Source organism: Streptomyces sp. NPDC045695 (genome assembly GCF_056432025.1).
Genome location: NZ_JBWKJU010000004.1, coordinates 19,344 through 40,505, shown reverse-complemented (window position 1 = coordinate 40,505; position 21,162 = coordinate 19,344). Strand labels below are relative to the sequence as shown.

The window sequence follows — 21,162 nt, the reverse complement described above, 5'->3', positions numbered from 1 at the left end:
CCGCGCGCTTCAGTCTTTTGTGAACGCGGCGAGTTCCGGGTGGGCCTCGCACCAGGCGCGCCGCTCCCGTTCGACGCTCCGGCGGGCCGCGGTGTGCTGGTCGCCGGGCGGCGGCAGTTCGTCCATGGCCCGCTCGGCGGCGCTCATGGCCTCGGTGAACTCCCGCCCCGCGGCGGTCAGCCGCTCGTGCGCCCGCAGGACGGGCAGGACGGCCGCCACCTGGGCCCGGATCCGGGCGTGCTGGGCCCAGGCGCCGCGGGCCCCGTACAGGGCGGCGCGCTGCCAGTACCCGGCCAGGGCCAGGTGGGCGTAGGCGCCGTGGAGGAGTCCCTCCAGCGGGCGGGGGTCGCTGCGCCAGGGCGCCCAGTGGCGGAGGGTGCGGTCGGCGGTGTGCAGGGTCAGGACGTCGGCGAGGGCGGACAGCTTGCCGTGCTGGACCTCGTGGACGAGGGTGGCGGCCAGCGCGGGCGGGGCCTGGGCGCGGGCCAGTACGGAGCCGGCGGCCGCGGGCAGGGTGGCGCCGCTGGAGCGGGAGCCGCCGGCCAGCGGGACGACGGAGCGCAGCAGGTGGACGGTCTCCTCCGCGCGGGCGGTGTCGTAGCGCTGGAGCAGGGTGAGCGCGCCGGACCACTGGGTGTCCCACCGCTTGTGCCCCTTGGAGGTGAGGCGGCGGGCCGCGCGGACGGTGGCGGGCTGTGCGGGACCCGGCGCCCGGTACGGGTCGAGGTCGTCGAGGGCCGTCCCGCCCCCCGGCAGGCTGTGCAGGGGCAGGGTGGCGGGGTCCTCGGGGTCCCAGGAGCGCTCGGTGAGGGCGAGCGGGCCGGGGCGGTCGGGGCGCAGCAGTCCGAGGGTGGGCAGGACGAGCCGGCCGTGCAGGGGCCGCAGGGTGCGGGTGAAGGCGATCCCGGCGCGCAGGGCGGCGGCGACGGCGAGGACACCGAGGTGGCCGAGGTCGGGCGGGGGCCCGTACAGGGCGTGCAGCCGCCGCAGGGTCTCCTCGGCCCACACCCCGGTAGCCGGGTAGTGCAGTACGTCGCGCACGGCGCCCGGGTCGCGCCGCTCGGCCTCCTCCAGCAGGGCCCAGTGGTCGGCGGTCTCCCCGCGGCGGCCGCCGGGGGCGGCGTCGAGGACCGCGCGCAGCAGGACCAGGCGCCGGGAGCGGCGGACGTCGCGGACCAGGCGGGTGCCCTCCGCGGACGGTTCGGTGGAGGCCAGGGCGCGCAGGGTGCGGGAGGAGACGGTGAAGGCGGCGAGGGCGGCGGTCATGAGGCGGCCCGTGGCGTCGCCCGCCCGGCCGTCGCCGCGGCCAGGGCGGCGGCGACGTGCCGGATCAGGACCTGGAGGTCGGCGCAGTAGACGGACGGCTGCCGGAAGCCCTCCCCGGCGCGGTAGCGGTGCGGGTAGTGCCCGCCTCCGCACACCTCGACCAGCTCGCAGGTGCGGCAGCCCGCGGCGAGGGCGTCGCGCCCGAGCTGGCGGGCGGCGAGCCCGGGGTGGTCGAGCAGCTGGTCGAAGCTGTGGGTGTCCAGGCTCATGCCGGTGGTGGCGGCGCCCTCGTACGCGGATTTCAGAGAATCGGCCTGTTCGATGGAGCCGTCGGTCTCGATCACGGCGGTGGCGGCGGGCTGCAGCCCGAGGGTCTCGGTGGCGGCGGGCAGGCCGAGCAGCAGGGCGATGATCTCCTCGAAGGGTCGGATCCGGGTGCGCCGTGCCCCGTCGTGCCACCAGCGCTCGAAGACTGCGACGAGCCAGTCGGCGTACGGGGTCCGGCCCGGGCGGTGGCCGGGGGGCGGGGCGCTCCAGTGCGCGAGCGGCAGCAGCAGCCCGACGCTGGGCGGGGCGAAGGCGAGCAGGGACTCGTAGGTCTCCACCGGGTCCTGGGCGAGGTCGACGACGCAGAGCACGCCGGCGTAGCTCTCCGGATGGCGTGCCAGCAGCCGCAGGCCCCGGACGGCGGCGCCGAAGCCGGGCCGCCCCGCGCGGTCCACGCGCCGGGCGTTGTGCGCCGGCAGTCCCCCGTCGAGGCTGACGCCGACGCGGATCCCGGCGCGGGCGAGGGCAGTGAGGCGGCCCGGGGTGAGCAGGGTGGCGTTGGTCTGCACGGTGGCGGTGACGCGGGTGCGCGGGGCGGCGCCGGCGAGGGCGGCCCGTACGGCGTCGACGGGCCCGGCCAGCGCGGCGGGCGCGGTGAGCAGCGGTTCGCCGCCGTGCAGGACGAGGTCGACGCGGGGCAGGTCGTGGGCGGCGGCGTGTTCGGCGATGCGCTGGGCGGCGCGTGCGGCGATGGCGGGGGTCATGGCGGCCGGCTGGCCGCGCCAGCCCTGGTCGGCCATCTCGTAGACGTAGCAGTAGGTGCAGGCGAGGTTGCAGCGGCTGCGGGTCTTGAGCACGAACTGCCGCACGGGGTGGGGGCGGTGGCCCGCGGCGCGCAGCGCGGGCAGGTCGAGCCGGGTGTAGGGCCAGGGCGCGTGCCGGGCGTGGTGCGCGGTCGGCACGGCGGAGTCGGTCGTGATCGCTCGGCCCATCGCTGCCCCTCCCTCCCCCGGACTTCGTCGGGGGACCCCCAGCGGACGGTCCATCCCTGCCCCTCGGGCGGTCCCCGCTAACGGCGGAAAGTGGTCAACTCGTTTCTGGTCGGGGCGGATCAGGCATCCTGACCGCCGTCCGGTCAGACCACGCCGGAGTCGAACGCGTTGAGGATCTCGGCCGGGTGGGTCACCCGCTCGACCATGCCTTCGATCACCTGGGCCAGCACGGGATGGTCGATCCCGCGCAGGGCGGCCAGGTCCAGCCCGGAGAGGTCGGGCAGCCGCCCGGGACACTGCCGGGTTTCGGCCGCCACTTCCTGATGGTTGGTCACCATGTGCCGCTGCTCCCCCTGTCGTGTCGCGGACCGGACGGTCCACTGCCCCTTCCCCTCCGACCGGTCCCCGGAAACGGCGGTTCCGGTCGGGGGTACCGGTCGCGGCGGCTCTGGCGGCGGCTCCCGGGGCGGCTGGCGCGGCGGCTCGGTCACTGCCCGGCCTCCAGGATCCGCATCCGCACGCGCAGCGCCTCCGAGCGCACCTCGGCGCCCGCCCCGGTCCGCGCCCACAGCTCCAGCGCCGAGCGGTACGCGTCCAGGGCCGCCCGGGGCCGGGCGAGGAGCTCCAGCACCTCGCCGCGCAACTCCTGTACGCGCGCGGCCAGCTTGACGGCCGTGCCGCTGGCCCGGCGCTCCTCGTGGTCGGCCTCCAGCGCGGCCCGCCAGGCCCGCCGGTAGGAGTCCGCCGCCCGGTCGAGGCGGTCCGCCGCCCGGGTGTGGCCGTAGATCTCCTGCTGTACGTCACCGTGGTCCCGCCAGGCCCGCGCCTGCTCCAGCGGCTCGCGGCTCTGCCGGACGGCCAGCTCCAGCAGGTACTCCGCCTCCCACAGGTCCACCGGGTCGCCCTCGTAGGCGTGCCGCAGCCGCAGCCCGGTCGCCAGTCTCAGCAGCCGGTGGGCCGAACCGGGGTCGGACTGCGGGACCGCCGCCCGGCTGTCGCGCAGTACCCGCACGGCGGCCCCGGTGAACCGCCGCCCGTCGGCGGTGCGGGCCCGCTCCAGGAGTACCTCGCCCCACTCGGGCAGCAGTTCCCCGATGGCCTCGGCGTCCCGGGGGATCAGCCTGCGGGCGCGGCCGTAGGCCTCGGCCGCGTCCTCCAGGGCCACCGGATCGGCGTCCCGCGCGTACCGCTCCCGGTGTACCCGGGCCAGGCACACCAGCGCGGCCACCCGCAGCTCCCGGTCCCCGCCGTCCTCCGCCAGGGCCGCGTCCAGCTGTCCGGCCGCCTCCTCCAGCCGGCCGGGCAAATACCGCAGCGCGCCGGCCAGTTCCACCCGTACCCGCGCGGCCCGTGCGGCGCCCGGGACCCGCGGGGTGCGCGGCCGGTGGGCCAGGGCCGTCGACAGGCGGGCCGCGGCCTGTTCGGCCAGAGCCGTGCGGCCGGCCGGGTCGGGGGTGAAGGGCAGGAGGGCCAGCAGGACCCGCCCCAGGGCCAGGTGCAGCTCGGGGTACGGGCCGGGGGCCGGCCCGGCGTCCACGCCCGGGGCGGGACCGGCGGAACTGGTGCGACGCGCGGGACCGGCAGGGCCGGTGGCGGGGCCAGCGGGGCCGGGGGCGGGACCGGCGAAGCCGTTGGCGGGGCCCGTCAGGGGTTCGAGCACCGTCCGGGCCTCGCGGAGCGCCCCCGCGTCGCCGCGCAGCTCGCTCAGCCGCATCAGGGTCTCGGCCCGCCGCACCGCGCAGTCCCGCACCAGCCGAGAGTCCGCCGCCGCGCCCGCCGCGCCCGCCGCCGCGAACTCCCGGTCCGCCGCGGCCAGCAGCTCCGCGTCCGGCGCGCCCGCCAGCGCCCGCTCGTACAGCACCCGGCCCCGCAGCGCCCGCCCCTCGGCCGTTCGCAGCACGGTCACCACCCGCTCCGCCTCGGCGAGCACCTCCGGGTCCCGCTGCGCCGCCCATAGCCGTAGCAGCGCCGCGCCCAGCTCGGTCTCCGCCTCCTCGGGCGGATCGCCCGGCCCCGGCGGGGCCGTCACCGCGCGCCGCAGCACCGCCACGGCCTCGTACAGGGCCCGCGCGCCCCCGCCGCCGACCCCGTCGGCGTCCGCCAGGCGGTCCCGGGCGGCGCGCACCGCCGCGGCCCTGGGTGCGGCGGGCACGGGGGGCGGGCACGGCGCCGTCCCCTCCTGCGGCATCCCGGGCAGGTAGCGGCGTACGACCTTGGCCGAAACCTGTGCGAAGGCCCGCGGGAGCCGCCCCGCGGGGACCCGATCGGCGTCCTCGGAGCCGGGGTCGGCCACCGCCGGCGGCGTCCCCGTCAGCTGGGTGACCGCGAGCGCGGGGAAGTTGCGTACGCCCCGCCCGAAGTGCGCCAGCACGTACTCCGAGCAGTGCTTGAGCACCAGCGTGGCCTCGTCGCGCCCCAGCGGCCCCAGCAGCACGTCCTGCACCCCGGGCGCGAACTCGTACCAGTGCCCCGGCCCCGGCCCGCTGCGCCGCACCAGCCCGCTGAGCAGCACCTCCGCGAGGTCCGACGGTTCGGAGTCCGGCAGCATCGTGCGCTGCACCAGCCGCATCACGGGCAGGTTCAGCGGCGCGGCCGACAGGTACACCGCCAGTTGTACGGCCCGGGGCGCGGCCGAGGACCGGAACCGCGTCACCAGCTCGCGCGGCGGCCGTACGGTACGCGGCGGCGGCACCGGCGCCGCCGGGTGGTCGGCCAGCACCCGGCCCACCTCGGCCGGTACCGGGCCGGTGCCGAGCCCGGCGACGAGCCGGGCCCAGGCCCCGAGGGCGGTCGCGCTCGGCGGCAGCACCGGGACGCTCAGCCCGCCGGTGGGCCGCCCCGGCAGCGGGGCCCGGTCCGAGCGGAATTTCAGCTTCCCGGCCCCGCCCTCGATGCGGGCGAGCGTGCCCCGCTCGGTCGGCAGCCAGCTGCGGCCCCACAGCCGCTGGGGCAGCGGCTGGACCACCACGCACGGGGTGCACTGCGCCCACCGGTACAGCAGCCGTTGGGCCGTGCCCTCGCGCCACAGCGGCCCGGCGCAGTCCGAGACCACCATGGTCAGGGCCCGGCCGGTCGGGTCCCGCAGCTGGTCCCCGGAGCGCAGCCCGGAGCCGGGCGACGGGCCGCGTCCGAGCGCCGCGCCGCCGTCCGCGAGCCGGTGCAGATAGTGGACCTGGACGTCGCGGAAGGCGCCCAACCGCTCGCAGACGGAGCGAAGTTCCTCGAACATGTCCTGCCAGACGGCCATCGACGGGGACGCGTCCATCACCAGCCGTACGGTCGCCTCGCGCCGGCTCTGCGGCCGGAGCACGGGGATGACCAGCCCGAGGGCCCGGGCGCTGGCCTCGGCGGTGGCCGCCTCGTCCAGGACCAGCCGGGTGGGCGGGGCGGGCGGGCGGTGGCGCTGGAGGGCGCGCAGGGCGCGCTGGACGGCGAGGATGCGGGGCAGCGCGGCAGCGCCGGGGACCCGTACGGGCACCCCGTACTCCTCGGGAGACTCCCCCGGCGACGCCCCCTCGGCCCCGCCGGCCCGGCGCTGGCCCGGCGCGTAGAGCCTGACCGGATCCTCAGCCTCCGCCTCTTCCCGTACGGGCTGTTCGCGCTCCGTGACCGGATCCTCAGCCTCCTCTTCGGGGCCCGGGGGCGGGCCCGGCGCCACCCGCGACCGCCCCCGGATGTGCCCGGCCAGCCACAGCGCGTCGGCGAGTTCCTCGGCGGACGGGTCGAGCCCGGCCGCGCGCAACCGCGCGGCCAGGTCCCGAATGCCGGACGATCCGGCGCTCGGCACGGACCTCACCTCGGGCGGTCGAGGCGCTGGATGAGCAGGTCGGCGAGGTCCTCCCGGGTGGGCGGGGCGGCGTAGTGCGTCAGGTACACGGCATTGAGCAGCTGGTCGGCGGCGACCAGTTCGGACTGGGAGCGGCTGAGGAACTCCCGGATCAGGTCCGCCCCGAGCCGGGCGGCCTCCTCGCCGAGATGGGCGCGGACCAGGGTGGCGAGCCGTTTCTCGCCGGGCTGCCCGAGCCCCAGCTGGATGCAGCGCCGCAGCAGGGCGGCCGGGAAGTCCCGCTCCCCGTTGCTGGTCAGGATGATGAAGGGGAACGCCCGGCAGCGGATCCGGCCGCCCCGCACGGTCACCTTCGTCCCGTCGTCGGTGAGCACCTGCACCTCGGGCTCGGTGTCGGCGACCCGTTCGAGCTCGGGCAGCGCGAACTCCCCTTCCTCCAGCACGTTCAGCAGGTCGTTGGGGAGGTCGATGTCGCTCTTGTCGAGCTCGTCGATGAGGAGCACGCGGGGACGCGCGGTGGGCAGCAGCGCGGTGCCGAGCGGCCCGAGCCTGATGTACTTCCCGATTCCGGTGCCGCTGCCGGGGCCGGGGGCAGGGCTGGGGCCGCTGCCGGGGCCGGGGGCAGGGCTGGCGCCGTGACCACACCCGCTCGCGGCGATCTGCACGTCCTGGAGCCGGGCGAGGGCGTCGTACCGGTACAGCCCGTCCTGGAGGACGGTGCGCGAGACCACCGGCCAGCGCAGCACCCGTCCCAGTTTCAACTCGTGGGCGACGGCGTGCGCGAGGGTGGACTTCCCGGTTCCGGGAAAGCCCGTCACGAGCAGCGGCCGCCGCAGGTACAACGCCGCGTTGATGGCCTCCAGCTCCTCCGGCTCGGGCCGGTGCAGCTCGGCCGCCTGCCGGTGCGCCCCCAGCCGCCGGGCCACGTTGCCATCGGCCACCGCGGCGGGGCCGCCCGCCTCCGCCACGGGGCCGCCGTCGAAGTCCCGCCAGGGCGGCGGGTCGGGCAGGGCGTCGATCCCGTCGTGGGGCTCGCCGACCCCGCGGTAGATGAGCCACTCGTCGTTCATGGGCGCTCCCTTCCTCGCATCCGCCGGCCCGGCGGTGTCACAGGTCGCCTTGCAGCGGCTCGTCGTGGGGCAGCGGCCGCGCCGGGTCCTCCCACACCAGCCCGGCCCCCGCCGCCCAGTACGCGTCGGGGTCCGCCCCGTACGCCCGCCCCCGCAGCTCCTGCAACCGCAGCGGCAGCACCTCGGCCCGCCCGGCCTCGGCCAGTTCCTCCCGCAGCCCGCGGTGGAACGGCGCGCACGAGCCCGCCGCCCCCGGCGGCCTGCGGGTCACGGCCACCCCGTACCCGGCGTCCCGCACCGCGTGCAGCGAGCCCAGCGTGGGCTCCTGGTCCGCCGCGCGGCAGTGCACGGGCACGGTGTTGTCCGGCAGGCCGGACAGCCACTCGGCGGCGGGCGCGCGCGGACGGCCCCCTATGCAGTCGGCCCGTTCGTCCTGGAGCGGTCCCGCCTGCACCCGGGCCCAGCGGGCGGACCCCTCGGCGCCCTCGCGGTCCGCCGGGTGCTCCCTCGCCCCGGCGCCGTGGCGCAGCAGCACCGGCCGCTGCACCCCGAGCGGCACGCCGCCCGTCACCGTCCATTCGTCCACCGGCAGCCCGAACAGCTCCGGGGACACGGCCACTTCGAGCGGGGCCGCCGCCTCGTGGGTGTCGCACCGCCGGAAGGCCTCGGCGAGCGGGGCGCGCAACGCCTGGGGCAGGCCCGCCAGGGTGGCCCGTACGCCCGAGTCCACCGGGGTCACCCGCCCGGGGCGCGCCGGGCCCGCCAGTACCGACACCCGCCAGTCGTAGAGGTCCTCCCAGCCGTGCGCCCACACCTCCAGCAGCGCCGAGGCCCCGGCGGGCAGCCCACCCGACCGCGGGGCCGGGCCGTGCGCCGCCCGACCGGCCGTGGCCCGCCGGCGCCGTTCCCGCTCGGCCAGGCCCCGCTCGTGGCGCTCGCCGAGCTCCCGCCGCAGGGGCCGCCAGAGCCGCTCGGCGGTGGCCCGTACCCATTCCCAGAGCTCCTCGTCCGCGCCGGGCGTGGGCGGCTCGCGGTAGTCGGCCACGCTCACGTCCGTGGCGTACCGGAGCATCGCCGCGGCCTCCGCGGCCCCGCCCGGCGGGTCGCGCAGCAGCCCCAGCCCGTCGCGCCAGCTCAGCGGGGCCGGCGGCTGGGGATCCGGCTCCTCCCCGCGGGCCGCCTCGACCAGGGCCCGTACCGTCTCGGAGGAACCGGGCGGGGGCAGCTCGGCCAGCAGCCCGCACAGGGTGGTGCGCTCGCCGGGGGTGAGCCGCCCGCGGCCGGCATACGGATCACCGTCCTCGGGCGGGAGTTCGCCGTGGACGTCCGTCCACGTACGGCGGTTGTCGAGGTCGCTGAGGTGCTGGTCGTAGTGGTACAGGTCGTGGGCCTGCATGACCCGCCGGTAGAGGCCGACCTGGCCCCGCGCCGCCATCGGCAGGGTCCTCAACTGCACGACGGAGACGGCGAGCCCGCCGCCTCCCGCGTGCCGCCGGGCCTTGACCACGCCGACGACCTCCCCGCGCGCGAGGTCCACCACGGGGCCGCCGGACATGCCCGGGTCGATCTCGTCGTCGTCGCCGAGCCGGATGGCCGCGCCGTTCCCGGCGGTGCCGCGCAGCCGGGTGGTGCGGCCGGTGATCTCGGGGATGCCCAGTTCCTCGGTGCAGCCGAAGTAGGCGACCTCGTCGAAGCGGGGCCTGGAGCGGTCGGTCAGCCAGACGCAGGAGTGCGAGACGGGCGCCAGCACCCGTACGAGCGCCAGATCGGGCAGGTCCCACAGGGCCCCCCGCCGGGGCCGGCGCTCCTCCAGCCGCTCGGGCACGACGCACTCCACGCGCCCGGCGACGGTTCCGGTCCGGCGCCCCGAGGAGAAGCTGATGCCGACCTCGCGCCCCGCGATCCGCACGGTGGCACCACCCCCCTCACCGACGACGTGCGCACACGTCAGGACCCAGCCGGGGGCGATGAAGAAACCGCTCCCCCAGGTGGGTCCGGCCCCAGCGGTTCCATACCCGCCGGGCGGGGCGTGAACGCGTACGGTGGCGGCCAGGACGAGGGGCTCCAGGAGCTCGAAGGCGCGCGCGGAGCCGCTCGTGCGCCCCTCGGTCATCCGCGCCCCCCACTGGTGAGACATCCAGGCTAGCGCCGGGCACAGCACGGGCGGGAGGTCTCGCCGCAGGACGGATTATCCTGGCGTAAAACCCCCCTTGGACACGGAGCCCGACTTGTACTTCACCGATCGCGGCATCGAGGAGCTGGAGAAGCGGCGCGGCGAGGAGGAGGTCACCTTCGAGTGGCTCGCCGAGCAGCTGCGCACCTTCGTCGACCTGAACCCGGACTTCGAGGTCCCGGTGGAACGCCTGGCCACCTGGCTGGCCCGCCTGGACGACGAGGACGACGACGCGGACGAGTGACCGCCCCCGGCTCCGACGTCCGGTGAACGAGGACGAGGACGAGGACGAGTAACGAGAACGGCCCGGCCGCCACGAAGGCGGTCGGGCCGTTCTCATGTGCGCTCGGACCAGCAGCGCAGGAAGATCGTTCGGGCGCCCGGGATCAGGCGGCCTTGGTCTCCCAGAAGATGCGGTCGATCTCGGCGATGAGCTCAAGAGCCTTGGCGCCGGTCGCCGGGTCGTTGGACGCCTTGGCGGCCGAGAGGGCCTTCAGGGTGTCGTTGACCAGGGTGTGCAGCTGCGGGTACTTCTCGAAGTGCGGCGGCTTGAAGTAGTCGCTCCACAGCACCGAAACGTGGTGCTTGGCGAGCTCGGCGCGCTGCTCCTTGATGGTGATGGCGCGCGCGCGGAAGTCGGCGTCGTCGTTGGCCTGGTACTTCTCCTGCACGGCCTTGACGGACTCGGCCTCGATGCGGGCCTGGGCAGGGTCGTACACGCCGCACGGAAGATCGCAGTGGGCGGAGACCTTCGCCTTGGGGGCGAAGAGGCGGGAAAGCATGGAGTGTCCTCCTCGTGATCGTCTTCTCAAGGGGGAGATTACTCGCTGGGGAAGCGGATTTCGCGGGCGCCCCCGGGGGCTTAGGACAAAAGTCCAGGGTCTCGGCCGGACCGGTGAGCGAATGTACGGGACCGTGCGGCAGCATGCGGGGTGACGAGGAGGACACGCATGGTGGAGTACGGACGCCCGCGCAAGCGGTTCGAGGTGGTGGAGGTGGAGGGGGCGTCGATGGTGCCCACCCTGCTGAGCGGCGACCGGCTGCTGGTCCGCTACGGGGCCGCCGTCCGGCCGGGACACGTGGTGGTGCTGCGCCACCCCTTCCAGCAGGACCTGCTGGTGGTCAAGCGGGCGGTGGAGCGCCGGCCCGGCGGCTCCTGGTGGGTGCTCGGCGACAACCCGTACAACGAGACCGGCGACAGCACCGTCTACGGGCCGGTGCCCGACGAGCTGGTGCTGGCGACGGCGGTCCTGCGCTTCCGGCCCCGCGAGGAGGATCAGCGCTCGCTGAGGGCCCGGCTGTCCTGGGCCTTCTCGGCGCTGCGCCCGCTCCGGGCGGACGCCTCGGCCTCCAGCCGCTTGCGGGCGCGGTAGGCGGCCACGTTGGCCCGCGTGGCGCACCGGTCGGAGCAGTAGCGCCGGGAGCGGTTGGTGGAGGTGTCGAGGTAGGCGTTGCGGCAGGGCGCGGCCTGGCACAGGCCGAGGCGGTCGGGGCCGTGCTCGGTGAGGGCGAAGGCCAGGCCCATGGCCGCCATGGCGGCGTAACCGGCGGAGGCGTTCGAGGGGTGCTCGGCGAGGTGGATGTGCCAGTCGGGGGCGCCGTCCGGGCCGATGGTCTTGTGGCCTGAGATATGGGGGCTGACGGGGAACTCCATGAGCAGCGAGTTCAGCAGGTCGACCGCGAGGACGTCGTCGCCGCCGTCGGCGGCCTCGAAGACGGCGCGCAGCCGGGCCCGCACGTTGCGGAAGCGGGTGACGTCGGTGTCGGTGACCCGCCGCGCCATCTGCACACTGGCGCCGAACAGCGCGCGGACGGCGTCCACGGAGGTGAGCGCGTCCTTGTTGCGGGCCGGCTCCTCGGTGTTGACCAGGCGCACGGCGAAGTCCGAGTAATGGGCCAGTTCCACTTGTAGTCCTTACGGCTGCGGATTAATGTCTGCGGTAACGGCTGAGACGTCTTCGAGGGTATTACTTATGGAGGGGTTCATGAGCGCGGATACGACCGAAACGGCTACCACTGCGGCGTACTGGCAGGCCTGGCAGGACAGCTGGGACCGCCAGCAGGAGTGGTACATGCCCGACCGCGAGGAACGGTTCCGGGTGATGCTGGACATGGTCGAAGCCCTGGTCGGCCCCGCCCCCCGGGTACTGGATCTCGCGTGCGGTACGGGAAGTATCACGGACCGCGTCCTCAAGAGGTTCCCGGAAGCCACCAGTACCGGCCTCGATCTCGACCCCGCCCTGCTGGCCATCGCCCGGGGCCACTTCGCCGGGGACGAGCGCGTCACCCTCGTCACCGCCGACCTGAAGGACCCCGACTGGCGCTCCGCCCTGCCCCACGACTCCTACGACGCGGTCCTGACCGCCACCGCCCTGCACTGGCTGCACAGCGAGGACCTCGCCGTCCTGTACGGGCAGCTCGCACCGCTGGTGGCGCCCGGCGGGGTCTTCATGAACGCCGACCACATGCCCGACCCGGCGACCCCCCGCATCGACGCCGCCGAGCACGCCCACCGGCACGCCGGCATGGACCGGGCCAAGGCGGCCGGGGTCGCGGACTGGCGCGAGTGGTGGGCCCTCGCGGCCGCGGACCCGGTACTGGCCGAGCCGGTGAAGGCGCGCTTCGCGATCTACGGGGAGCACGCGGACGGTGACACCCCCTCAGAGGCGTGGCACGCCCGCACCCTGCTCGACGCCGGGTTCGCGGAGGCCCGTACGGTCTGGCGCTCGCCCTCGGACGCGCTGGTCCTAGGCCTGAAGTAGGGACCTGGAACAGGACCCGGAGGCAAGCGCCCGGAAGGGCCGCGCACGGCTGAGGGGCGGTACGGGAATCCGTACCGCCCCTCAGCCGTGAACGCGTGCGACCGCGGCTACAGCACCTTGGACAGGAACGCCTTGGTGCGGTCGTGCTGCGGGTTGCCCAGCACGTCGCGCGGGTTGCCCGACTCGACGACCACGCCACCGTCCATGAAGACGAGGTTGTCGCCGACCTCGCGGGCGAAGCCCATCTCGTGCGTGACCACGATCATGGTCATGCCCGACTCGGCCAGGTCCCGCATGACGTCGAGGACGTCACCCACCAGCTCGGGGTCGAGCGCCGAGGTGGGCTCGTCGAAGAGCATCAGCTTCGGCTCCATGGCGAGCGCGCGGGCGATCGCCACGCGCTGCTGCTGGCCACCGGAGAGCTGGGTGGGGTAGTTCCCGCCCTTGTCGCCGAGGCCCACGCGGTCCAGCAGGCGCACGGCGCGCTCGCGCGCCACCGCCTTGGACTCGCCCTTGACCATGACCGGGGCTTCCATGACGTTCTCTATGGCCGTCATGTGCGGGAAGAGGTTGAAGCGCTGGAAGACCATGCCGATGTCCCGGCGCTGGGCCGCGACCTCGCTGTCCTTCAGTTCGTAGAGCTTGTCGCCCTTCTGCTTGTACCCCACCAGCTGGCCGTCGACCGAGAGCCGGCCGGCGTTGATGCGTTCCAGGTGGTTGATGCACCGCAGGAAGGTCGACTTGCCGGAGCCGGACGGACCGACCAGGCAGAAGACCTCTCGCGGGGCGACCTCCAGGTCGATGCCCCGGAGGATGTGGGCGGCGCCGTAGGACTTGTGGACGCCTTCTGCCTTGACCATCGGCTGGGCGGTCACTTCGCCACCTCCGTACGGCGGAACATGTTCAGGTTTGCCTTCAGCCGCTGGAACGGGGTGAGGGGCAGGCTGCGCAGCGAACCGCGGGCGTAGCGGCGCTCCAGGTAGTACTGGCCGACACTGAACACACTGGTCAGAGCCAGGTACCAAATGGAGGCGACGAAGTACATCTCGATCACCGCGCCGGCCGTGGAGCCGATGTTGGAGCTGGCCCGCAGCAGTTCGGTGTACTGCACCGCCGAGACCAGGGACGAGGTCTTCAGCATGTTGATGAACTCGTTGCCCGTCGGCGGGATGATCACGCGCATCGCCTGCGGGAGGACCACGCGGCGCATGGTCTGCGTGCGGGTCATGCCCAGGGCGTGCGAGGCCTCGCTCTGGCCCTCGTCGACGGACTGGATGCCGGCCCGGACGATCTCCGCCATGTAGGCGCCCTCGTTCAGGCCGAGGCCCAGCAGGGCGACCATGAACGGCGTCATGACGTCGACGGTCTCGTTCTTGTAGATCGGACCCAGGTTGATGTACTGGAAGATCAGCGGGAGGCTGAACCAGACCAGCAGCTGCACGTAGACCGGGGTGCCGCGGAAGAACCAGATGTACAGCCAGGACACGAAGCTCGTGACCGGGTTGTTCGAAAGCCGCATCACCGCGAAGAGGATGCCGAGCACGAGGCCGAGCAGCATCGACAGCACGCTGATGACGATGGTGTTCCAGAGGCCGTCGATGACCGAGGCGTCGAACAGCTTGTCGCCGACGGTGGCCCAGATGACCTTGCCCTGCGAGAAGGCGTAGATGAGCCAGCCCAGCAGCACGGCCACGACGACGGCGCTGACCCAGCGCCCGTAGTGCCGTACCGGGATGGCCTTGATGGCCTCGTAGGGGGAACCCGAGGGGCCGGGTCCGGCCGGTGCGGAGGCCGGACCCTTGTCGATCTTGTCAGTCACTATGACTGCCCTTCAGTGGAGCGCGCGGAACTACTTGCCGGCGTTGACGGTGGCCGACGGGACGGCGCTTCCCTTGACGTCCCACTTCTCCAGGACCTTGGCGTAGGAGCCGTCCTTGATGACGGCGTCGAGCGCTTCCTTCAGGGCGTCGCGCAGCTGGGTGTTCTCCTTGGCGACCGCGATGCCGAAGAGGCCGACGTCGCTCTGCTGGCCGCCGACCTCGAAGTCGTTGCCGCCACCGGAGGTCTTGGCGATGTACGCGGCGACCGGGTAGTCGTTCAGGTCGGCCACGGCGCCGCCGGCCTTGACGCGGGTCTGGGCCTCGGCGTCGGTGTCGAAGGCCTCGATGGTGAGCTTCTTGTCACCGCACTTCTCGGCCTGCGCCTTGAAGGTGTCCTCGTAGATCGTGCCGCGCTGGACGGCGACCGTCCTGCCGCACAGGTCGTCGAGGGACTTGATGTTCTCCGGGTTGCCCTTCTTGACGATGAGCGAGACGCCGGAGGAGAAGTAGTCGACGAAGTCGACGCCCTTGCCGATCTTGGCGCCCTTCTCGTCCAGGCCCTCCTGGCGGCGCTTGTTGTCGCTGATGGAGGACATGGCGATGTCCTGGCGGCCGGTCTCCAGGGAGGTGATCAGGCCGTCGAAGGTGCCGGAGGTGAACTGGAACTTCACACCGAGCTGCTTGCCCATGGCCTCGGCGATGTCGGGGTCGACGCCGACGATCTTGCCGCCCTCGGTGAACTCCATGGGGGCGTAGGCGGCGTCCGTGCCGACCTTGATGACCCCGGCGTCCTGGATCTTCTTGGGCAGCTTGGAGAACAGCGGGGCGTCGCTGGTCTTGTCCTTGGACTTGGTGCCGCTGTCCGTCTGGTCACCACAGCCGGTGAGGATCAGGGCGCCGGCGACCGCGATCGCGCCGACCGCGGCGATCCGGGACCGGGCGGCGGTCGTACGACGGGTGGTGCTTGCGGTCATGGCTTCGTTCCTCCGGCTGGTGGAAAAGCATCGAAAAACGGTCGGACACGCACCATCGAGTGTCACGACCTTGTGTGATTACGGCATCTTGCCATTCGGACTGAGACATTCAGGGTGCCCGTCAGGTCAAAATCGCATAACGGGCGACGGGGGTAGCCCAACAGGACTGCGGAGATGCGGGTTCGAGACCGCAGATACTGCCGTGACCTGGCTCTTTGACCGCAGTTTCTGCGGACCGTCTCGCCCATCGGACGCCAAGGTTTGGACTTTTCACCAAAAGCAGGGCAGCCGACCTACAGTTGAGCGGGAATCGACTCGTCTGGGCGAGTGTTCTTCGGGTAGAACAGATCCTTACACCCCTCATCCGGGGCTCAGGGCGCGCGTGCGGCGCGCCCGCGCGTACGAAACCTCCCCTTCGCGGAGACGGGCCAACCGTCGATGCGGAGTACAGACGCGGTGCCCGCCCACCCCTTAACCAGGAGTGGCCACCCTCAACGATTCAAAGGACTTAAGGGGTCACACACAGTGGCAGCGGAGATCATCAACCCTCGCAGTGACAGCGTCACGGACAACAACCCCGACGCGGTGTTCGCACTGCACCGGGGCGGCAAGATGGCCATCCAGGCCACGGTGCCCGTCAACGACAAGGATGACCTGTCCCTCGCGTACACGCCCGGCGTGGCGAAGGTGTGCAGCGCCATCGCCGAGCAGCCGGAGCTGGTGAACGAGTACACCTGGAAGTCCAACGTGGTCGCCGTCGTCACCGACGGCACGGCCGTGCTCGGCCTCGGGGACATCGGTCCCGAGGCGTCCCTCCCCGTGATGGAGGGCAAGGCGATTCTGTTCAAGCAGTTCGGCGGTGTGGACGCGGTCCCGATCGCGCTCGCCACCAAGGACACCGAGGAGATCATCGAGACGGTCATCCGTCTCGCCCCCTCCTTCGGCGGGGTCAACCTCGAGGACATCTCGGCCCCCCGCTGCTTCGAGATCGAGCGCCGCCTCCAGGAGGCGCTGGACATCCCGATCTTCCACGACGACCAGCACGGCACGGCCATCGTCACGCTGGCCGCGATGCGCAACGCCGCCAAGCTCACCGGTCGCACCCTCGGCGACCTGCGCGCCGTCATCTCGGGCTCGGGCGCGGCGGGCATCGCCATCGCCAAGATCCTGGTCGACGCGGGCATCGGCGACGTCTGCGTCACCGACCGCAAGGGCGTCGTCTCGGCGGACCGCACCGACCTGACGGACGTCAAGGCGGAGATCGCGGGCCTGACCAACAAGACGGGCCAGACCGGCTCGCTGGAGAAGGCCCTCGCCGGCGCGGACGTCTTCATCGGCGTCTCCGGCGGTACGGTCCCGGAGGAGGCGGTGGCCTCGATGGCGAAGGACGCCTTCGTCTTCGCCATGGCCAACCCGAACCCGGAGGTCCACCCCGACGTCGCGCACAAGTACGCGGCCGTCGTCGCCACGGGCCGCTCGGACTTCCCGAACCAGATCAACAACGTGCTGGCGTTCCCGGGCATCTTCCAGGGCGCCCTCAAGGTCCGGGCCACCCGGATCACCGAGGGCATGAAGATCGCCGCCGCCGACGCCATCGCCGGTGTCGTGGGGGACGAGCTCGCCGCCGACTACGTGATCCCGTCGCCGTTCGACGAGCGCGTGGCCGTGGCCGTCGCCTCGGCCGTCGCGGCCGCGGCGAAGGCCGACGGCGTGGCCCGCCTGGCCTGACGGCCCGACCGCCCCGCTGAGCCGTACGGGTGAAGGCCCGGCCGGATCCACCAGGATCCGGCCGGGCCTTCACCTTGTGGGCGCCTGTGGTGGGCGGGCTCCGGCATCCCGGTGCGACGAAGACCTCACTCCCCCGGTCGCGGAAGGTCTGGAACCCGGCCTTACTGAGCGGTAGCGTCGCGGCATGTTCGCTGCCTACGCCGCCCGAATCGACCGTGACCAGCCGCTGAACGGCCTTGAGCTGGGCGAACGCCCGGCACCGGAGGCCCGGCCCGGCTGGGTGACCGTGAACGTCAAGGCCGCCTCCCTCAACCACCACGACCTGTGGTCGCTGCGCGGGGTCGGCCTCGGCGAGGAAAGACTCCCGATGATCCTCGGCTGCGACGCCGCCGGGATCGACCAGGACGGCAACGAGGTCGTCCTGCACTCCGTGATCGGGCAGAGCGGCCACGGAGTCGGCCCCGACGAACCCCGGTCGATCCTGACCGAGCGTTACCAGGGCACCTTCGCCGAGCAGGTGACCGTCCCCGCCTGGAACGTCCTGCGCAAGCCCGCCGAACTCTCCTTCGAAGAGGCCGCCTGCCTTCCGACGGCCTGGCTGACCGCCTACCGCATGCTCTTCACCAACGCGGGTGTGCGCCCGGGGGACTCCGTACTGGTCCAGGGCGCTGGCGGCGGGGTCGCGACCGCCGCGATCGCCCTCGGCAAGGCGGCGGGTCTGCGGGTGTTCGCCACCAGCCGGGACGAGGCCAAGCGCAAGCGGGCCGTGGAACTGGGCGCGGTGGAGGCGTACGAGCCTGGCGCGAGGCTGCCGCAGCGGGTGGACGCCGTGATCGAGACGGTGGGCGCGGCCACCTGGTCGCACTCGGTGAAGTCCCTGCGCCCGGGGGGCACGCTGGTCATCTCCGGCGCCACGAGCGGCGACCGCCCGGCGCACGCCGAACTCACCCGGATCTTCTTCCTGGAGCTGAAGGTGGTCGGCTCGACGATGGGTTCGAAGGACGAGCTGGAGGACCTGCTGGCGTTCTGCGCGACGACGGGCCTGCGGCCGGTCATCGACGAGGTCCTGCCGCTGGAACGGGCCCGCGAGGGCTTCGAGAAGCTGGCGTCGGGTGACCTCTTCGGCAAGATCGTCCTCAAGCCGTAGGCTCCGCTTGCGGTCGGCTCCCGCCGGCGCGTCGGCCTGGCGAGACGTTCACCTTGCGGTGTCCACGCCGGAGCCCCTGCCGTCCCCCCGGCGGGGCCTACACGGCGCGGTGCCCGTGGCCGAAGCCCCTGCCCGTCCCCGGGGCGGGGGCCGCTTCTGCTCTCCCCCACCCCGCCCTTTCACCGTTTCCCGGGGCTCCGCCCCGGACCCCATACGCGCGCTCCGCGCCCGTGCCCTCAATCGCCGGGCAGGCTGAACCTGCAGCCCCGCCGCACATCCAGCCCGGCCGGCGTTTGAGGCGCGGGGTCCGGGGCGGCGCCCCGGTGGGCGGGCGGCGGGGCCGAGCTAGGAGCCGGGGCGGAGCGTCGCGCTCAGGCGGGCGGCGGCGGCCGCGAGGTGGTGGCGGGCCTCGGCCAGCTGGGCCGGGGTCAAGCCGTGGTCCCGAGCCGCATCGCGGACCTCGTCGCGGAAACGGTCCAGCAGCCGGTCCAGATCGCGCCCCGGGTCACCGGTGGGCACCACATCCTCGGCCCAGGCCGCATCCGCCGCCGGAGCCGAGGCCGGCGCCGGCGTCGGCGTGACGCCACCCAGCCACGCCCCCGCGAGACTGCCCAGCACACCACCGGACTTCGCGAACTGCTCCTGCAGCTGCCCCGCTATGCGCTGGACCTCCTCCCGCGCCCGCTCCTGGGCCTCCTTGGCCTGCCGACGGGCCTGCTGCGCCTCCTCGCGGGCCCGGCGGCTCTCGTCCTTCGCTCGCCGCGCCTGCTCCTTCCACTCCTGCTTCGCCTTGCGCAGCTCCTCCTTCGCCGCCTTCCAGGACTCGTCCTCGACCCGGGTCGAGGACGCGGAGGCGGCCGCGGCCGCCCGCATCTCGCGCCGCAGGTCACCCGCCGCGCCCCGGACGTCGCTGCGGATCTCGGCGGCCAGTTCGGTGACCGAGTCGCGGATCTCCAGCTCCAGGTCGGCCAGTTCGCCGCCTCGGTCGGCCAGTTCGGCCCGGCCCGCCTCGGTGATGGAGTACACCTTGCGCCCGCCCTCGGTGGCGTACGTGACCAGGCCTTCGGCCTCCAGCTTCGCCAGGCGCGGGTACACGGTGCCCGCTGAGGGCGCGTACAGGCCCTGGAAGCGCTCCTCCAGCAGGCGGATCACCTCGTACCCGTGGCGCGGAGCCTCGTCCAGCAGCTTGAGGAGGTAGAGGCGCAGGCGGCCATGGGCGAAGACGGGCGGCATCTCAGAGCACCTTCTTGTCGAGCGCGAGGGGAGCGGGGCTGGCGTCGGCGTCGGCCGGGCGACGCAGCAGGGCGATGCCGCCGGAGACGGTGGTGGCCCGCAGGGTGCCGGTGCCGGAACCGAGCGTGCCGGTGATCCGCTTGGCGCCCAGCTGGCCGGAGACCCGTAGGTCCTCGAAGGCGTTGGAGACACCGCCGGTGGCCGTGTTGGCCTCCACGCGGGCGTCGGCGGGATGCGGCAGGCGGATCGCGACCTGGCCGGAGACGGAGTTCAGCGCGATGTCCACGGGTCGCGGAGCCACCCCGTCGTCGTCCGGGTTCAGGTTCAGGTCGATGAGCATGTCGCCGCTGACCGAGTCGGCCCGTACGCTCACGCCCGCGCCGTCGACCAGCGTCAGGCCGCCGGAGATCGAGTGGAAGCCGAGGTCCCCGGTGACGGACTGGGCCTCGACGCTGCCCGAGACGGTGTGCGCCTTGACCCTGCCGGACAGGCCGACCAGCGTGGCGTCGCCGGAGACGCCGTTGACGTCGGTGCCGCCGCTGATGCCCGAGACGAAGGCGGCGGCGTCGACCGTCGCCACCTGGACCCGGGTCGCGGCGGGGACGGTGAGGGTGATCGCGGCGCTGCGCTCCCAGGCCTTGCGGCGGGCGGAGGATCCGGACCAGGCCTTCCAGGGCTTGGCCTCGATCCACTCCTTCAGGCCTTGGGATCCGTTCCAGGGCAGGTCCTCGTAGGAGACGGTGAGGACGCCGTCGTCCTGGACGACGTAGAGGGGCGGTCCGTCGACCTCGGTCACCTCCAGGCGGGCCGGGCCGTCTTCGGCGGCGACCACGTTCACCGTGCCGCTCACGACGCGGACGCGGAGCTCGGTGAGCGGCTCCTCGAAGGTGAGCTTCTGCGGTGCGGCGACATGCCATGTCGACCGTGACGACTGGGACGCCTGAGACGACTGCTCTGCCATGGTGCTGATCCTCCTCGTGCGTTCACGACCGGGCTCGACGCACGCAACATATCGCGTCTTCTCGTTAACACGATATATCGCGGTCGGGGGAAGTCAAGCGAGGTCCCGGAAACTGCCCTTTGGGGGCGATTTGCCTTACTGTGTGAGCATGTCAATCTCCAGGACCGCGACCGGCGGACTGCTGCTCTGCCGTGCCGAACCCCGTGCCGTCCGGCCCCCGGCGCACCTGCTGCGCGTACGCCTGCTCCTGGCCCCGGCGGGCGAATGGACCGCGCTCGTCCCCGAGGACAAGCCGTGGCTGAAGGGGGAGGAGACCGTGGCCGAGACCCTCTACGGCTGGGGCTCGGCGATGGCGATCGGCACCCACTGGCCCGTGCTGAGCCTGTGGTGGGAGGGCGGCCGGGCCGGGTTCGCCCTGCTCAGCGGTTTCCGGCGGACCGCTTCCTACGCGTGGGACGCGGCCGGGCGCCCGTCCGGCGAGCCCGACGCAATGCGGGCCCTGGCGGCGCGGCTCGGCCTGGACCCCGTGCTCGACCTGGAGGATCTGGAGCGCCTCACCCGGCCCGGGGCCGAGGACGGCGAGACCCGGCTGCTCGGGCTGATCGCCCTGCTGGCGCGCGCCGGCCTGGCCCTGCCGGCCGGGCTGACCCCGGGTGAGCCGGCCGACCGGCTGCGGGCCTCGGCCCGGGTCGCGCCCGGCGCCGAGGCCGTGCAGTGGTCAGGCTGGCGCGACGCGGTGCGGGCCGAGCTCGACGCGGTGGAGGGCGGCCCGCTGGGGCCGTGGGTCCGCGGCCCGAAGGCCCGGCTGCTGGGCGCGGCCCAAGTCGCCGCCGGAGCGCCCCTCTTGGCCTGGGCGGCCCGTCGGCGCAGCCCGGGCTGGGCGGCGGCGGGAGCCCTGCTGATGGCCCAGGGCGGCCTGTCCCTCGCGTACGACCGCGCCCGCGCGCGGCGCTAAGCGAGGGCCCCGCCCGCCCCGCCCCGC

The 21,162-nt window shown here is 73.8% G+C and carries 19 protein-coding genes; 6 read left to right on the top strand and 13 right to left on the bottom strand.

Annotated elements, in window-relative coordinates:
• Positions 1–9: 9 nt before the first annotated feature.
• The 6 genes from AC07DU_RS09125 to AC07DU_RS09100 form a co-directional block, all read right to left on the bottom strand.
• Positions 10–1,266, bottom strand: coding sequence for an aKG-HExxH-type peptide beta-hydroxylase (locus AC07DU_RS09125; RefSeq protein WP_479110488.1), 1,257 nt, complete (start codon positions 1,264–1,266; stop codon positions 10–12).
• Positions 1,263–2,525: an FxsB family cyclophane-forming radical SAM/SPASM peptide maturase gene (locus AC07DU_RS09120; protein WP_479110486.1), complete on the bottom strand. Its 1,263-nt coding sequence runs from the start codon at positions 2,523–2,525 to the stop codon at positions 1,263–1,265. The genes AC07DU_RS09125 and AC07DU_RS09120 overlap by 4 nt, the downstream gene beginning before the upstream one ends.
• 143 nt (positions 2,526–2,668) lie before the next feature.
• Complete coding sequence (gene fxsA, locus AC07DU_RS09115; protein ID WP_360888250.1) at positions 2,669–2,863, bottom strand: FxSxx-COOH cyclophane-containing RiPP peptide; 195 nt, start codon at positions 2,861–2,863, stop codon at positions 2,669–2,671.
• A 149-nt stretch (positions 2,864–3,012) separates the two neighbouring features.
• Positions 3,013–6,312 carry an SAV_2336 N-terminal domain-related protein gene (locus AC07DU_RS09110; protein ID WP_479110484.1) on the bottom strand — a complete coding sequence of 1,100 codons (3,300 nt, stop codon included), beginning with the start codon at positions 6,310–6,312 and terminating at the stop codon, positions 3,013–3,015.
• 5 nt (positions 6,313–6,317) lie between these two features.
• Complete coding sequence (locus AC07DU_RS09105; protein WP_479110482.1) at positions 6,318–7,382, bottom strand: AAA family ATPase; 1,065 nt, start codon at positions 7,380–7,382, stop codon at positions 6,318–6,320.
• 37 nt (positions 7,383–7,419) lie between these two features.
• Positions 7,420–9,495, bottom strand: coding sequence for a VMAP-C domain-containing protein (locus tag AC07DU_RS09100; RefSeq protein ID WP_479031169.1), 2,076 nt, complete (start codon positions 9,493–9,495; stop codon positions 7,420–7,422).
• A gap of 115 nt (positions 9,496–9,610) precedes the next feature.
• Here AC07DU_RS09100 and AC07DU_RS09095 point away from each other — a divergent pair, with 115 nt between their 5' ends.
• A complete protein-coding gene (locus tag AC07DU_RS09095; protein WP_030709801.1) occupies positions 9,611–9,799 on the top strand; it encodes a DUF6104 family protein in 189 nt (62 codons plus the stop codon).
• A 142-nt stretch (positions 9,800–9,941) separates the two neighbouring features.
• Here AC07DU_RS09095 and sodN read toward each other — a convergent pair whose 3' ends face one another.
• On the bottom strand, positions 9,942–10,337 hold the full coding sequence (gene sodN, locus AC07DU_RS09090) for a superoxide dismutase, Ni (protein ID WP_030709803.1): 396 nt from the start codon (positions 10,335–10,337) through the stop codon (positions 9,942–9,944).
• A gap of 168 nt (positions 10,338–10,505) precedes the next feature.
• Here sodN and sodX point away from each other — a divergent pair, with 168 nt between their 5' ends.
• Positions 10,506–10,928: a nickel-type superoxide dismutase maturation protease gene (gene sodX, locus AC07DU_RS09085; protein ID WP_479110479.1), complete on the top strand. Its 423-nt coding sequence runs from the start codon at positions 10,506–10,508 to the stop codon at positions 10,926–10,928.
• Here sodX and AC07DU_RS09080 read toward each other — a convergent pair.
• Positions 10,832–11,461, bottom strand: a complete 630-nt coding sequence (locus tag AC07DU_RS09080; RefSeq protein ID WP_479110477.1) for a CGNR zinc finger domain-containing protein — start codon at positions 11,459–11,461, stop codon at positions 10,832–10,834. The genes sodX and AC07DU_RS09080 overlap by 97 nt on opposite strands.
• Before the next feature lie 79 nt (positions 11,462–11,540).
• Here AC07DU_RS09080 and AC07DU_RS09075 point away from each other — a divergent pair, with 79 nt between their 5' ends.
• Positions 11,541–12,317: a methyltransferase domain-containing protein gene (locus tag AC07DU_RS09075; protein ID WP_479031176.1), complete on the top strand. Its 777-nt coding sequence runs from the start codon at positions 11,541–11,543 to the stop codon at positions 12,315–12,317.
• A gap of 107 nt (positions 12,318–12,424) precedes the next feature.
• Here AC07DU_RS09075 and AC07DU_RS09070 read toward each other — a convergent pair whose 3' ends face one another.
• From AC07DU_RS09070 to AC07DU_RS09060, 3 genes are read right to left on the bottom strand one after another with little or no spacing between them, the layout of a single operon-like run.
• A complete protein-coding gene (locus AC07DU_RS09070; RefSeq protein WP_326593562.1) occupies positions 12,425–13,177 on the bottom strand; it encodes an amino acid ABC transporter ATP-binding protein in 753 nt (250 codons plus the stop codon).
• 11 nt (positions 13,178–13,188) lie between these two features.
• The gene (locus tag AC07DU_RS09065; protein ID WP_360888232.1) at positions 13,189–14,136 is read right to left on the bottom strand and encodes an amino acid ABC transporter permease; all 948 of its coding nucleotides are present in this window, start codon (positions 14,134–14,136) and stop codon (positions 13,189–13,191) included.
• Positions 14,137–14,166: 30 nt separating this feature from the next.
• Positions 14,167–15,111, bottom strand: coding sequence for an ABC transporter substrate-binding protein (locus AC07DU_RS09060; protein ID WP_360888229.1), 945 nt, complete (start codon positions 15,109–15,111; stop codon positions 14,167–14,169).
• A 525-nt stretch (positions 15,112–15,636) separates the two neighbouring features.
• On the opposite strand from AC07DU_RS09060, the gene AC07DU_RS09055 reads away from it, so the two are divergent.
• Both AC07DU_RS09055 and AC07DU_RS09050 read left to right on the top strand, forming a co-directional pair.
• Positions 15,637–16,839 carry an NAD(P)-dependent malic enzyme gene (locus tag AC07DU_RS09055; RefSeq protein ID WP_453373354.1) on the top strand — a complete coding sequence of 401 codons (1,203 nt, stop codon included), beginning with the start codon at positions 15,637–15,639 and terminating at the stop codon, positions 16,837–16,839.
• A 184-nt stretch (positions 16,840–17,023) separates the two neighbouring features.
• Positions 17,024–17,986 carry a zinc-binding dehydrogenase gene (locus tag AC07DU_RS09050; RefSeq protein ID WP_360888226.1) on the top strand — a complete coding sequence of 321 codons (963 nt, stop codon included), beginning with the start codon at positions 17,024–17,026 and terminating at the stop codon, positions 17,984–17,986.
• A 345-nt stretch (positions 17,987–18,331) separates the two neighbouring features.
• Here the strand turns inward: AC07DU_RS09050 and AC07DU_RS09045 are convergent, their stop codons facing one another.
• Positions 18,332–19,219, bottom strand: coding sequence for a PadR family transcriptional regulator (locus AC07DU_RS09045; protein ID WP_453373352.1), 888 nt, complete (start codon positions 19,217–19,219; stop codon positions 18,332–18,334).
• Between the two features lies 1 nt (position 19,220).
• Positions 19,221–20,180 (bottom strand): DUF4097 family beta strand repeat-containing protein, encoded by a 960-nt coding sequence (locus tag AC07DU_RS09040; RefSeq protein WP_479110475.1) that lies wholly within the window; start codon positions 20,178–20,180, stop codon positions 19,221–19,223.
• Positions 20,181–20,328: 148 nt separating this feature from the next.
• Between AC07DU_RS09040 and AC07DU_RS09035 the strand changes: the two genes are divergently transcribed.
• A complete protein-coding gene (locus AC07DU_RS09035) occupies positions 20,329–21,135 on the top strand; it encodes a hypothetical protein (protein ID WP_479110473.1) in 807 nt (268 codons plus the stop codon).
• Positions 21,136–21,162 lie beyond the last annotated feature (27 nt).

What these genes read in the sequence shown, in the direction of transcription:
- sodN (WP_030709803.1), bottom strand. Translation starts at nt 10,337, where the DNA reads ATGCTTTCCCGCCTCTTCGCCCCCAAGGCGAAGGTCTCCGCCCACTGC.
- AC07DU_RS09070 (WP_326593562.1), bottom strand. Translation starts at nt 13,177, where the DNA reads ATGGTCAAGGCAGAAGGCGTCCACAAGTCCTACGGCGCCGCCCACATC.
- AC07DU_RS09125 (WP_479110488.1), bottom strand. Translation starts at nt 1,266, where the DNA reads ATGACCGCCGCCCTCGCCGCCTTCACCGTCTCCTCCCGCACCCTGCGC.
- sodX (WP_479110479.1), top strand. Translation starts at nt 10,506, where the DNA reads ATGGTGGAGTACGGACGCCCGCGCAAGCGGTTCGAGGTGGTGGAGGTG.
- AC07DU_RS09105 (WP_479110482.1), bottom strand. Translation starts at nt 7,382, where the DNA reads ATGAACGACGAGTGGCTCATCTACCGCGGGGTCGGCGAGCCCCACGAC.
- AC07DU_RS09120 (WP_479110486.1), bottom strand. Translation starts at nt 2,525, where the DNA reads ATGGGCCGAGCGATCACGACCGACTCCGCCGTGCCGACCGCGCACCAC.
- AC07DU_RS09040 (WP_479110475.1), bottom strand. Translation starts at nt 20,180, where the DNA reads ATGGCAGAGCAGTCGTCTCAGGCGTCCCAGTCGTCACGGTCGACATGG.
- AC07DU_RS09045 (WP_453373352.1), bottom strand. Translation starts at nt 19,219, where the DNA reads ATGCCGCCCGTCTTCGCCCATGGCCGCCTGCGCCTCTACCTCCTCAAG.
- AC07DU_RS09035 (WP_479110473.1), top strand. Translation starts at nt 20,329, where the DNA reads ATGTCAATCTCCAGGACCGCGACCGGCGGACTGCTGCTCTGCCGTGCC.
- AC07DU_RS09075 (WP_479031176.1), top strand. Translation starts at nt 11,541, where the DNA reads ATGAGCGCGGATACGACCGAAACGGCTACCACTGCGGCGTACTGGCAG.
- AC07DU_RS09050 (WP_360888226.1), top strand. Translation starts at nt 17,024, where the DNA reads ATGTTCGCTGCCTACGCCGCCCGAATCGACCGTGACCAGCCGCTGAAC.
- fxsA (WP_360888250.1), bottom strand. Translation starts at nt 2,863, where the DNA reads ATGGTGACCAACCATCAGGAAGTGGCGGCCGAAACCCGGCAGTGTCCC.
- AC07DU_RS09100 (WP_479031169.1), bottom strand. Translation starts at nt 9,495, where the DNA reads ATGACCGAGGGGCGCACGAGCGGCTCCGCGCGCGCCTTCGAGCTCCTG.
- AC07DU_RS09060 (WP_360888229.1), bottom strand. Translation starts at nt 15,111, where the DNA reads ATGACCGCAAGCACCACCCGTCGTACGACCGCCGCCCGGTCCCGGATC.